Below are 13,357 nucleotides of genomic sequence, written 5' to 3'. Positions count from 1 at the left end.
GAATAATTTCAGAATTCGAAATAAGTAAATGTTTTTTGACAATAAAAAAAGGGAAGTTTATAATATGTTTTTTATAAGCAACACTCAAAGGTCGGACATCTGTACAACTTTTTGATTACTTTGAGTTTTCTAAATTAGAAGAGAGGTATAAAACATGGCTACAAAAGAAGAAATAGTTCAGTCGGTACCGCAGAAAGGGTTTTTTGGGCATCCAAAAGGTTTATTGTCTCTATTTTTTACGGAGTTTTGGGAGCGCTTTTCTTACTACGGAATGCGAGCGATATTAATTTACTATATGTACTACGAAGTAACAGCAGGCGGACTAGGGATGGATCGTACTACAGCTAACTCCATAATGGCTATCTACGGTTCATTAGTTTATATGTCTGGAATTATTGGTGGTTGGATTGCTGATAGACTTTTTGGTACTACTAAAACCGTATTTTACGGTGGTGTCCTCATTATGTTTGGACATATAGTGTTATCGTTTCCTGGTGGAACGACACCATTGTTTATTTCAATGGCTTTAATCATTGTCGGTACAGGTTTATTAAAACCGAATGTTTCTAGTGTCGTCGGAGATTTGTATTTAGAAACTGATCCTCGTCGTGACTCTGGCTTTAGTATTTTCTATATGGGTATTAACATGGGGGCATTTATTGCACCTTTAATTGTCGGAACAATTGGACTAAAGTATAATTTCCACTTAGGATTTGGAATTGCAGCTATAGGTATGGCAATTGGTTTAATTGTATTCCTAATTACAAAGAAAAAGTATTTAGGTTTAGCCGGCTCTTATGCTCCAAATCCAATGGGAAGAGAAGAGCGCAAAAAAGTATTCACTAGAATTGGGGTTGGAGTATTACTACTTCTAATCATCGGATACTTTTTAATTGAACAAGGTATTATGACATTCGATGCATTTACAATGACCGTATCTATCTTAGGGATTGTTATTCCAACGCTTTACTTTATCGTTATGTATAGAAGTGAAAAGACAACGGTAGATGAAAAATCTAGATTACTTGCGTATATTCCGTTATTTGTCTCAGCGATGATGTTTTGGGCAATTCAAGAACAAGGATCAAGCATCTTGGCGGTATATGCAGACGAACGTGTAGATTTAACGATCGGTTCTTTTGAGATATCTCCTGCATGGTTCCAATCATTGAATCCGTTATTTATCATTGGGTTTGCTCCAGTGTTTGCTTGGCTTTGGGTAAAACTAGGGGATCGACAACCATCTACACCGAAAAAATTCGCATACGGCCTATTATTTGGTGGTCTGTCGTTTATCGTCATGATTATCCCAGCGTATGTAAATGGGACTGAATCACTTGTTAGTCCATGGTGGCTAGTATTGAGTTTCTTTTTAGTTGTTCTTGGTGAATTATTACTTTCGCCAGTTGGTCTATCTACAACTACTAAGCTTGCGCCAACTGCATTTGCTGCACAAACGATGAGTTTGTGGTTTATGACAAGTGCTTCTGCTCAAGCGATCAATGCACAAGTCGTTAAATTTTATTCTCCAGAGAATGAAATTCTTTACTTCGGGGTCATAGGTGCGGTAGCAATTGGAATAGGATTTTTACTATTCTTCTTAACACCACTTATTCAAAGATACATGCGTGGAGTAAACTAATAGAAAATAAATGAAACCTTTCCTTAACTTTCCTCGTAAAGTTATTATCAATAGGGAAGGGATGATAAACGATATGAAGAAATGGTCGACACTTTTAGCTGTAGCCACATTAACATTAGGTTTAGCAGCGTGTAATGAAACAGCTGCCCCGGCAAATGAGAAGGATGTAACTGAGAAAAGTGAGTTAACTTTACAAGAAGTATATGATAAGTCAATGGCAGCTTCAGAAGAATTAAAGAGTGTAAAAGCAAAAATTGATATGAAGCAAACGATGCAATTGCCTGGACAAGACGTAAATTTAGACATTAATTCATTAATGGATATGGATTATATAATTGATCCATTACAAATTCACCAAACAGGAACAACATCTATGAAATCTACTGATGAAAATATGGGAAATCAAGAGATGAAGATGGAGAGCTATATAACGAAGGATGCTTTTTATACGTATGAGGGAGAATCTGGTCAATGGATGAAGTTTCCTCAAGAAATGATGAATCAGTTAATGAGCACAACAGATCAATCGAATCCATCAAATCAATTAAAACAAATTGAAGGATATTTAGAAGACTTCACCTTTGAGCAAGATAACGACAACTATATTCTTACTTTAGAAGCGTCTGGAGAAAAATTCACCGAGTTAGTAAAAGAACAAGTGGATGAGGCTCTTCAAAACATGGTTGGTGTGGAAGAAATTGAAATGGATATGATTATTAATTCCGTAAACTACTTAATTCATATTGATAAAGAGACATTCCAAACAAATAAAGTAGATATGGTTCTTGATATGGATATGACAATCGACGGAGAAACAATGAATATGAAACAAGATATGAAATCCGACTTCTCTAATTTCAATCAAGTAGAAGAAATTGTTATTCCTCAAGAAGTAATTGATAATGCGGTAGAAATTTAAGCTTTAACTGTATATGCGAAGCGTCAAGTCGATATTAAAAATAGCGAAAAAGACTGCTGTAAATGTTGCGAAAAAGCGACAATTACAGGCAGTCTTTTTGTTTTACATATTTTTTATAGTAAAATTAAATATGAGCTAATTTCAGACTGTAGAAAAACTCAATTTTGGGTTCATAGAGTTGTATATTAAATTCGGCAAGGACCACCACTTCGCTTTCCGTGAGCTTGGCCTCCTAGGCAAACACGATGTTGGTAATGTAATCGTTGCCGCAAAAGTTCTTTTGCGACGAGCTTTGCGCAGGAGCAGGATACGACGAACTTAGATTGCCTTCCCCTTAACTGCGTGGTCTTCTGCTCAAGCTTTTCCCACAGGAGTCTTCGTGGTGGTCCTAGCCTTATAAACAATTCCTTATAGATATCTATTATCTTTACTTTTAAATGGTTAAAGCAACCTCTTTAAAAAGATTTATTATTTAACATAACCGTTTATAATATACTCTTTTCGTCAAGCTGAAATTTGATTGAAGTGACAGGTGGCGACTCCAGCGGGATGAGTGAGACAGATAAGACATCACAAGCGACGCGTAGCGGCGGTGATGGTTTATCGCTCACCCCGCGGAAAGCGTCCGCGTATAACGGAAATCAACTATACTTTACATTACTAAAATATATATTTCTTTAGTTTCCTTTAATTTGGTTCGTGTTTTTTAAGTAAATTTGAATTATGAAATTGCTTCATATAAATAAAATAGGATGAACTGGCATATACGTGTATTATCAATTGAAAATCATTTTCATTTAAGCGTTGACTTGTATTGTCAAGGTGCTATAATAAAAACTGTGAGTAAATGATAATGATTTTCACTATCGCCCTTTCACAAATAGAAATGTTGAGGATAGTTATGAAAAAAAGATATCTTGTAATTGCACTAGTCGCACTTTCTCTCTTATCTCTCTTTGTTGGTGTAACTAGAATCTCACCAATGGATTTGTTAGATATTACTTCGGAGGAGACACAAATATTTCTCATTAGTCGCTTACCTAGACTTATCGCCATAATACTTGCAGGAGCAGGGATGAGTATCGCAGGTTTAATAATGCAGAGTCTAAGTAGAAATAAATTTGTATCACCGACCACAGCTGGTACGCTTGATGCTACCCGCTTAGGTATTTTAATCTCGATGCTTGTATTTACAAATGCAACGTATATGCAAAAAATCTCTTTTGCATTTATATTCGCACTAGCAGGTACATTGCTCTTCATGCAAATACTAAATCGGATTAAATTTAAGGATGCAATTTTTGTTCCGCTTGTAGGTCTGATGTTCGGAAATATTTTAGCCTCTATAACGACGTTTTTCGCTTACAAATCAAATATAATTCAAAATATCACCGTTTGGTTACAAGGGGACTTCTCTTTAATTTTAAAAGGTAGATATGAATTGCTCTACATAAGCGTTCCAGTACTTATTATTGCCTATATTTACGCTAACCGCTTTACTGTAGCAGGAATGGGAGAGGATTTTGCAAAAAATCTCGGTCTTTCCTACAAAAGAGTATTAAATTTAGGTTTAGTGCTAGTTGCTTTGATCTCTACAACTGTTGTTTTGACAGTAGGAATGATTCCTTTTTTAGGATTAATCATCCCAAATATAGTATCCATATTTAAAGGAGATCATTTAGAAAAAACATTACCACATACTGCGTTGCTAGGAGTCATTTTCTTGTTGATATGCGATATTCTAGGTAGGGTATTAATCTTTCCTTATGAAATCCCGATTAGTATGACAGTTGGTGTAATCGGAAGTGCAATCTTCCTATTCTTGCTGTTTAGGGGGAAAGCATATGCGTAACAAAACAAAAATGATTATATTACTAGCTTTGGCAATAGTTTTTATAGTACTTTATTTGTTTCAAGGGTTGAATGGAAGCTATGATTATGCATTGCCACGTCGAGCTATAAAGGTATTGGCGATGGGACTTACTGGGGTAGCGATTGCTTATTCTACGGTAATTTTCCAAACTATTACACATAATCGAATATTAACTCCAAGTGTAATGGGTCTGGATTCGTTATACATGTTAGTACAGACATGTATTTATTACTTCTTTGGTTCAATGTCGATTTTAGTTATAAACAAAAACTATAATTTCTTTATTTCTGTTATAGCAATGATCGGATTTGCTCTGTTACTTTATCGCTTTTTGTTCAACGCAGGGAAACGCCCAATCTATTTCTTGCTACTTGTAGGGATTATATTAGGAACATTTTTAGGAAGTATTACAACTTTCCTTCAAGTACTTATTGATCCAAACGAGTTTACAAGTTTACAAAATAAGATGTTTGCAAGTTTTAACAACGTAAACGGTGATTTAGTTTGGTTAGCGATGGTTATTATCGTCTTAGCCATCCTATATGGTTGGCGCACGATTAGAGAGTTGGATGTAATGTCGCTAGGACGCGATAATGCTATTAATCTCGGTGTGGATTATGACAAAATAGTTAAAACGATGCTCGTACTATCAGCTGTTTTAATTGCTACTTCTACAGCGCTGGTTGGTCCTATTACATTCTTTGGCTTAATCGTCGCAAACTTATCGTACCAATTCTTCAACACATACAAGCATTCGGTATTAATTACTGGAGCTAGCATAATGAGTTTAATAGCACTAATTGGAGGACAGTGGATTGTAGAACGTATATTTACATTTGATACAACACTGAGCGTGATAATTAACTTTCTCGGAGGAATTTACTTCATTTATTTATTACTAAAGGAGAGTCGAGCTACATCATGATACAAGTTAAAGAAGTAACAAAGTATTTTTCTAAAAAGCCAGTAGTGGATAACGTAAGTGTTAATATCCAGTCAGGAAAAATTACATCCTTTATCGGACCTAATGGTGCTGGAAAATCTACACTTTTATCAATGGTTAGCCGCTTATTGGATGCAGATACAGGTGAAGTTCTACTAGATAAATCGAATGTTAGTAAATGGAAATCCGATGAGTTTTCTAAACGCGTATCCATATTAAAACAATCAAACTATATGAATGTACGCTTAACGATTCGTGAACTAGTGTCATTCGGCCGATTTCCTTATTCTAAAGGACGTTTAAATACAGAAGACATGAAAATGGTCGACCAGGCTATTGAGTATATGAATTTAGCTGATATCGAGGATAGCTATTTAGATGAACTTTCTGGTGGTCAACGCCAACGCGCATTTATCGCAATGGTTATTGCTCAAGATACGGAATACATCTTGCTAGATGAGCCATTAAATAATTTGGACATGAAGCATTCTGTACAAATTATGAAGATTCTTCGCAAGCTTGTGGAAGATCTAGGTAAAACGGTTGTCATCGTATTGCACGATATTAACTTTGCATCCGTGTATTCAGATTATATTGTCGCATTGAAGGACGGCCGTGTGATCAAAGACGGTCCTACTCATGAAATTATTAACTCTGATGCACTAAAAGAAATTTATGACATGGATATTCCAATACAAGAAATGAATAGCTGTCGAATTTGTGTTTATTTTAATTCATAAGAAAAAGGAGCGTTTAATAGATGAAAAACAAGAAATTTTTAGCGGTGATTTTCGCCATGCTAGTTCTATTACTTGCAGCGTGTGGATCAAACGAAGATGCGTCAACTAAAGAAGAAGGTACTTCAGAAGAAAAAACAGGATCAAACGAAGCATCATCAGTTTTCCCATTAACTATTCCTCAACCAGAGGGATATAAAGAAGTAACACTAGATAAAAAACCAGAAAATGTTGTTGTTTTTGACTATGGTTTTCTTGATACATTAGATGCACTAGGCGTTGATGTAACAGCTGTATCTCAAAGCAGCCTTCCTAAATACTTAAGCAAATATGCAGATGAAGCTGCATATAAAAATGCTGGAGCACTAAAAGAGCCAGACTTTGAAGCAATCAGCACGATGAATCCGGATGTAATTTTCATTTCTGGTCGTCAAGCAGACGCTTATGAAGAATTAAGTAAAATTGCTCCTACTGTTTATGTTGGAGTTGATACTACTGACTACATGAATTCATTCAAAGCTAATACTGAGTTAGCTGGTAAAATTTTCGGTAAAGAAGCAGAAGCAACAAAGGCATTAGAAGAAATTGATGCAAAGGTTGCAGAAATGTCAGAGAAAACAAAAAGCATTGAAGAAAAGGCTTTAGTAGTTCTTGCATCTGAAGGTGAACTAAGTGCATATGGTCCAGGTTCACGTTTTGGAATAGTACATGACGTGTACGGCTTTAAAGCAGTTGATGAAAATTTAGAAGTTTCTACACATGGTCAAAATGTTTCATATGAATATGTGTTAGAGAAAAATCCAGATATCCTATTCGTAGTAGACCGTGATGCAGTTGCCTCTGAGGGTGAGTCTGGCACAAAAGCGGCGATTGAAAATGAAATCGTAAGCAAAACAAATGCTGTTAAAAACGGTAAAGTATATTATTTGGATCCAGAAGCTTGGTACTTAGCAGGTGGCGGTATTGAATCGGAAAATGCAAAAATTGATGCAGTCCTAGAGGCAATTAAATAATATGTTTTATCAAATAAAACGGATGGTTATAAAAGAAGGTTTTTCGTCTAGTGTGGTAGAACGTTTTCAAGGAGAAGGAAAACTTGAAAAGCAACCGGGCTTTGAAAAGTTAGAAGTTCTAGTGAAAAAAGTTCGCCGTGGGGAAGAAGAAGTCCTTGTAGTAGTAGGTTGGAGATCAGAAGAGGACTGGAAGAATTGGGAGAAGAGTCCCGAGCATATTGCTGGTCACAAAGCGAATATAGGAAAGCCAAAGCCCGATTATATTATTGAATCCAGCCAAAATGTATATGAAGTAAAAGTAAGTAAATAATCTGAAATCCACAAGGTACGTGTACCTTGTGGATTTTTTTCGGCAGAATCGATCAATCTTCATGTTAAGTCGCTCCATAAACGAACCGAATTGCTCTATTAATTGGATGCTTATATTTTAATTGTACATAATATATTATCTAGCTTATACTTTTTGTTAGGAGGGGATTTTGTGAAAAAATGGTTTTATCCACTCGGAGTAGTTACTTTGGTAGGATTTGTCATGTTGTTTCTAAAAGTTTCAAAAGAAGAAATTATAGCAATTGATCATACAATGTCCGAACTTCTTGCAGGAAATGCTTTTATAACTTTATTTCATTATATTGGCGAAACAAAGTTTATTTTAGTAGCTATGCTTCTATTAATTATCTATTTGTGGTTACATTCAAGAAATTATAGAGCTATGCTCTTTGTTTTATTTTCAGTGGGTGTAGGAAATGTGCTAAATCAATTATTAAAAAAGTGGATTCAAAGAGAACGACCAGATGTTCCTCATCAATTAGAGACCTTTAGTTTTCCTTCCGGCCATGCAATGGTTGGTTTACTTTATGTATTTACCATTACATATTTATTGACAGAGCATCAGTCAAATAATAAAATCAAAATTTTTACGTGGATTTTGGCTGTTCTTCTTGCAATGATGATTGGTCTATCCCGTATTGCAGAGAGTCGTCATTATGCTTCAGATGTGTTTGCTGGATGGATGGTAGGGTATACATGGTTTGTAGTGGTTGCCTTATGGTACGAATGGAGAAAAAAGAGTTTTAAAAAAGAATAGAAACAAAGGTCCTTTCCTTTATGGAGAGGATTTTTTAACTTGTAGAATAAAAAAAGGAGCAAATGTATATGTTTGAGCTACCAGATGAACTAGTTAAACTTGGTAAAAAGAGAATAGAAGGTTTTCCTGTAGAAGGTTTTGTTAAGGGGAGAGGGCCGCAAACCCCTACAATTATGTTAATTGGGGAAGCGCCAGGAGAAAATGAGGCAGTTGAAGGTATACCCTTCATAGGAAGAGCAGGGAATGAATTAGCAAAATCACTTGCCACAATCAACCTAACGAGAGATGAAGTATATATGACGAGTGCTGTAAGAAGCAGACCATATTTGTGGAAAGAGAAGAAAATGAGAAATGGGGAAATAACGAAAAGAAAATATAATAGGCCACCTACTCAGCAGGAAATAATTGCTCACGCACCACTTCTCGATTTTGAATTAAAAAATATTTCCCCACTCGTTATTGTAACTTTAGGCAATGTAGGACTCCAGCGTCTATTAGGAAAGGAAGCAAGGGTGTCAGAGATGCATGGCCAAATCATAAAACATCCCGTTCAACACCTTGCTTCACTAAAAGAAAGTGTATATAAATGGTCTACAGAGGAATATATTATAATGCCTACGTATCATCCAGCTGCAGTTTTTTACCGCCCATCTAATCGAGATATATTAGAAGAAGATTGGTTAAATATTGGAGAGTATATTAAAAAATCTACTGCATTTTAATGTTTTCTTCAATTGAAAATTGTTGCGTCAAGGAAACTTAATGCGTATAATAAAGTGGAAATCATTGATAAGAAAGAAGTTGGTACAATGGAAGGCAATGTTGTTTTTGCACTATTACTTACATTGTTTGCGGGATTAGCAACAGGAATAGGCAGTTTGCTATCTTTGTTAACTTCTCGAACAAATACTAAATTTTTATCTGTTGCGTTAGGATTCTCGGCAGGTGTAATGATATATGTATCTTTAGTTGAAATATTTGTGAAAGCAAAAGTTTCATTAGTAGCGGAGCTAGGCGAGAAAAATGGTTATTGGATGACCATTGTTGGTTTTTTTGGTGGGATGATTTTTATTGCGATTATTGACCGTTTATTACCTTCCCTTGGCAACCCACATGACGCTAAAAGTGTAGAAGATATGGATGTGACACCAACTAATGCTGAATACACAAAACTAATGAAAATGGGTATGTTTACTGCACTCGCCATCGGAATACACAACTTTCCAGAGGGAATTGCAACATTTGCTTCTGCGTTGCAAGATCCAAATCTAGGGATTGCCATAGCGATAGCTGTAGCTATTCATAATATTCCAGAAGGGATTGCGGTTGCTGTTCCTATTTATTATGCGACTGGAAATCGTAAAAAAGCATTTAAATTATCATTTCTTTCGGGACTTGCAGAGCCTGTGGGTGCGTTTGTTGCATACTTAATATTAATGCCATTCTTAAACGGTGTAGTTTTCGGTGTAGTATTTGCCGCTGTTGCAGGAATTATGGTGTTTATTTCGTTAGATGAACTATTACCAGCTGCAAGAAAATACGATGAAGCGCATTCTTCTATTTACGGTGTCGTAGCTGGAATGCTTGTAATGGCACTTAGTCTAGTTTTAATGGCATAGAAAAGAATATGTTTCAAATGTATAAAGGCAGTGCAGTTCTCATTAAGAGAGAACCGCACTGCCTTTTTTATTTTTTAATGCAACAATTCCTGTCCGATTGATTGACACTGGTACAAGTTGAAAGTTAGGGAATATACCACTTAACTTAGAGATAAAGTCTTCCTCTGTTCCTCTTTCCACCAAAGAGAGAAGGGTAGGTCCAGCTCCACTTATACATGTTCCGTATGCACCGGCTCTTTTCGCAGCAATTTTAATCTCTTTGCTTTCTGGAATAAGGTTTAGACGGTATGGTTCGTGGAATAAATCCTGTTCCATATACACACCAGCTTGTTCAAACGATTGAGATAGAAGTGCGGCTATTAATAAATTTGCAGCAGCACTTGCTTGTGCGGCAATTTTACGTGTATAGGTTTCAGGTAAGGCATTTCTTGCTTTTTCTGTTTTTAATTCAAAGTTTGGAATGAACAAAACAAAAGCAGCACCAATATTAGCTGTATGAAATACGTGAATTTCTCCATTTTCAGCACAAGAAGAAATAGTAAAGCCACCGAAAATAGAGGCAGCTGCATTGTCAGGATGTCCTTCCATTGACGTTGCTACTTTTAGCTTGTCTTGTGAAGTAAGCTGAAGATCGAGCACTTGGTTAGCAACTTCTATTCCAGCCACAATCGCAGAAGCACTACTCCCCATCCCGCGAGCGAGGGGGATTTCACTTCTGACCTCTAAGTGGCAGGCAGGTAATTCTAATCCGTGTATTTGTGCAGTTTTTTGTGCAGCTTGCACCATTAAATGATTTTGTGGATCTGGTACTTCTGGAAGATTATCTGTTAAATTATCAATCTTCCATTTCTCAGAAACTTCCACGTCTACTTCTAAGTATTTATCCAATGCTATTCCGATTGAATCAAAACCAGGGCCTAAGTTAGCGGTGCTTGCAGGTATTAAAATGGACCATTTGTTACTCATAAAACTCCCTCAATGTATTGACGAATTTCTTCCTCGTCATTTTTTAATGAAACTAACTCAACTGTAGATACATTCATCGCTGTATCTGGATCTTTTAAACCGTTACCAGTAAAAATAGTAACCACTTTACTTCCTGCAGAGATTTTTCCACTTTTCACTGATTTAATAACTCCTGCTAAGGAAGCAGCAGATCCAGGCTCTACAAATATCCCTTCGCGATTAGCGATTAATTGATAAGCGTTTAGAATTTCTTCGTCTGTGACAGAATCAATAATACCACCAGATTCGTCTCGTGCCGCTTCAGCTAAAGACCAGCTTGCAGGATTCCCAATACGAATCGCTGTTGCAACTGTTTCTGGATTAGCAATTGGAGCACCTTGAACGATTGCAGCAGAGCCTTCAGCTTCAAAACCGAACATTTTAGGTAGACCTGATTGTTTTACTTCATTATATTCTTTGAAGCCTTTCCAATAAGCGCTTATGTTACCGGCATTTCCAACTGGAATACACAGAAAGTCAGGTGAAAAGCCTAAAGTGTCGACAATTTCAAAAGCAGCTGTTTTTTGACCTTCTATTCTATATGGATTGACAGAGTTAACTAAAGCAACGGGTGATGTTTCACTAACTTTCCTAACAATTTGTAGTGCATCATCAAAGTTACCGTCAATTTCAATTATTTTAGCTCCATACATACATGCCTGAGCTAATTTACCAAGCGCGACTTTTCCTTTTGGGATGACGACAATCGATTTTATTCCTGCACGAGCAGCGTATGCTGATGCAGCTGCCGAAGTATTTCCTGTAGAAGCACAAATGACACATTCACTGCCATCTTCGATTGCTTTAGCAACAGCGAAAACCATTCCTCGGTCTTTAAATGATCCAGTAGGATTTGCACCCTCTACTTTTCCGTAAAGTTCAATACCCAGTTCTTTGGACAAGTTATTTAATTTTATAAGAGGCGTATTTCCCTCGTGTAATGTTAAATTTGGTGTTTTATCTGTTACAGGTAAAAAATCTTTGTACTCTTCGATTAAACCTTGCCAAGCCATGTTGTGTTCCGCCTCTCTGTTCTTCTTGAATAAACATATGTATTTGTATAAAGGACATTTTACCTTAATAATACTTAAAAAACAAGATAAACTTTCTATTGAAAGTTTGCTAAACGAGCATTATACTAATCATGTAAACAAAAAACATTACAGGTGTAAAGACAGGAGAAAAAATGGCTACTATAAAGGAAAACAAACCCCTATCAAAAAATAAATTACTAGGCATTGCGGGTCTAGCTTGGATGTTCGATGCAATGGATGTAGGAATTTTATCCTTTGTTATTGCAGCGCTTGTTAGAGAATGGAGCTTGACTCCTAATGAGATGGGCTGGATTGGAAGTATAAATTCAATAGGGATGGCTGTTGGTGCATTGGTATTTGGAGTACTTGCAGATAAAGTAGGTCGTAAAAAAGTATTTATGATTACATTGGTCTTGTTCTCTGTGGCAGGGGGTTTATCAGCTCTCACCACTACATTAGCTGCATTTTTAATTCTACGATTTTTTGTTGGAATGGGGCTAGGAGGAGAATTACCGGTTGCATCCACGCTTGTTTCTGAAAGTGTCGAAGCAAAAGAACGAGGTAGAGTAGTAGTATTACTTGAAAGTTTTTGGGCAGCGGGCTGGCTTTTATCAGCACTAATTTCTTACTTTATAATTTTAAATTACGGTTGGAGAATAGGTTTAATTATTACGGCACTACCAGCGTTTTATGCAATTTATTTACGTTTAAAGTTACCAGACTCTCCGCGTTTTGTATCCAATGAAACACAATCAAGATCAATTATGCAAAATATGAAAGATGTATGGTCGAAGAAATATGCAAAAAGAACACTTATGCTTTGGATTGTCTGGTTTATGGTAGTCTTTTCGTATTATGGAATGTTCTTATGGTTACCAAGTGTAATGGTAATGAAGGGATTCGATTTGATAAAAAGTTTTGAATATGTATTAATAATGACTCTTGCTCAATTACCTGGCTACTTTACAGCTGCTTGGTTAATTGAAAAGGCAGGTCGTAAATTTGTATTGATAACGTTTTTACTTGGAACAGCAGCGAGTGCACTAGTTTTTGGTTCCGCTGATTCAACAGCTGTATTAATCATTTCAGGTATGCTCCTTTCATTTTTTAACTTAGGAGCTTGGGGTGCTTTGTATGCTTATTCACCAGAACAGTATCCTACAGTAATACGCGGAACTGGTTCCGGAATGGCTGCATCCGTTGGGCGTATTGGTGGGATTTTAGGACCTTTGTTGGTTGGTTCTCTTGTAACTGCTGGCTACGAAATTGGTTATATTTTTGGCATTTTCTGTGTGGCCATAGTAATTGGCGTTTTAGCAGTACTCTTCCTTGGTACAGAAACAAAACAAGTGGAATTAGACTAACTAAATATATAAAACCTGTTCCTTAAAGGGAGCAGGTTTTATTTTGTTTCATTCCCAATAACATAGTAAAATGAAAGAATGGAAATACGGGAGGTGCAGGACTTGGGAGATCTACGTCATA

At 36.3% G+C, this 13,357-nt stretch carries 13 protein-coding genes; 11 read left to right on the top strand and 2 right to left on the bottom strand.

All coding sequences use genetic code 11. The annotated features are described in order from the left end of the window. The first annotated feature begins 154 nt into the window (after nt 1-154). From AN959_RS11750 to zupT, 10 genes are all read left to right on the top strand, one after another. Nucleotides 155-1,642, top strand: a complete 1,488-nt coding sequence (locus tag AN959_RS11750; protein ID WP_053591601.1) for a peptide MFS transporter — start codon at nt 155-157, stop codon at nt 1,640-1,642. A gap of 73 nt (nt 1,643-1,715) precedes the next feature. Next, entirely contained in the window at nt 1,716-2,561 is an 846-nt protein-coding gene (locus tag AN959_RS11745; protein WP_156316831.1) for a DUF6612 family protein, read from the top strand. Nucleotides 2,562-3,462: 901 nt separating this feature from the next. Then, on the top strand, nt 3,463-4,413 hold the full coding sequence (locus AN959_RS11740) for an ABC transporter permease (RefSeq protein ID WP_053591603.1): 951 nt from the start codon (nt 3,463-3,465) through the stop codon (nt 4,411-4,413). After that, a complete protein-coding gene (locus AN959_RS11735) occupies nt 4,406-5,359 on the top strand; it encodes an iron chelate uptake ABC transporter family permease subunit (RefSeq protein WP_056830965.1) in 954 nt (317 codons plus the stop codon). The genes AN959_RS11740 and AN959_RS11735 overlap by 8 nt, the downstream gene beginning before the upstream one ends. After that, nucleotides 5,356-6,117 carry an ABC transporter ATP-binding protein gene (locus AN959_RS11730; RefSeq protein WP_056830962.1) on the top strand — a complete coding sequence of 254 codons (762 nt, stop codon included), beginning with the start codon at nt 5,356-5,358 and terminating at the stop codon, nt 6,115-6,117. The genes AN959_RS11735 and AN959_RS11730 overlap by 4 nt, the downstream gene beginning before the upstream one ends. Before the next feature lie 20 nt (nt 6,118-6,137). Next, nucleotides 6,138-7,127, top strand: a complete 990-nt coding sequence (locus AN959_RS11725; protein WP_053591606.1) for a siderophore ABC transporter substrate-binding protein — start codon at nt 6,138-6,140, stop codon at nt 7,125-7,127. Nucleotide 7,128: 1 nt separating this feature from the next. Then, a complete protein-coding gene (locus AN959_RS11720; RefSeq protein WP_053591607.1) occupies nt 7,129-7,437 on the top strand; it encodes an antibiotic biosynthesis monooxygenase in 309 nt (102 codons plus the stop codon). A gap of 171 nt (nt 7,438-7,608) precedes the next feature. Beyond that, nucleotides 7,609-8,214, top strand: a complete 606-nt coding sequence (locus AN959_RS11715) for a phosphatase PAP2 family protein (RefSeq protein ID WP_056830960.1) — start codon at nt 7,609-7,611, stop codon at nt 8,212-8,214. A gap of 68 nt (nt 8,215-8,282) precedes the next feature. After that, nucleotides 8,283-8,936, top strand: a complete 654-nt coding sequence (locus AN959_RS11710; protein ID WP_053591609.1) for a uracil-DNA glycosylase — start codon at nt 8,283-8,285, stop codon at nt 8,934-8,936. An 87-nt stretch (nt 8,937-9,023) separates the two neighbouring features. Continuing rightward, nucleotides 9,024-9,833: a zinc transporter ZupT gene (zupT, locus tag AN959_RS11705; protein WP_056831147.1), complete on the top strand. Its 810-nt coding sequence runs from the start codon at nt 9,024-9,026 to the stop codon at nt 9,831-9,833. A gap of 42 nt (nt 9,834-9,875) precedes the next feature. Here zupT and thrB read toward each other — a convergent pair whose 3' ends face one another. After that, nucleotides 9,876-10,799 (bottom strand): homoserine kinase, encoded by a 924-nt coding sequence (gene thrB / locus AN959_RS11700; RefSeq protein ID WP_056830959.1) that lies wholly within the window; start codon nt 10,797-10,799, stop codon nt 9,876-9,878. Next, a complete protein-coding gene (gene thrC / locus AN959_RS11695) occupies nt 10,796-11,851 on the bottom strand; it encodes a threonine synthase (RefSeq protein WP_056830957.1) in 1,056 nt (351 codons plus the stop codon). Before thrC ends, thrB begins: the two co-directional genes overlap by 4 nt. A 173-nt stretch (nt 11,852-12,024) precedes the next feature. Here thrC and AN959_RS11690 point away from each other — a divergent pair, with 173 nt between their 5' ends. Beyond that, the gene (locus AN959_RS11690; RefSeq protein ID WP_056830955.1) at nt 12,025-13,236 is read left to right on the top strand and encodes an MFS transporter; all 1,212 of its coding nucleotides are present in this window, start codon (nt 12,025-12,027) and stop codon (nt 13,234-13,236) included. Nucleotides 13,237-13,357: the final 121 nt, after the last annotated feature.

The organism is Psychrobacillus sp. FJAT-21963 (assembly GCF_001420585.1).
Taxonomy (GTDB): Bacteria; Bacillota; Bacilli; order Bacillales_A; family Planococcaceae; genus Psychrobacillus.
Note: the sequence above shows the minus strand (reverse complement) of the source record. Positions and strands in the feature narration are given on the sequence as shown.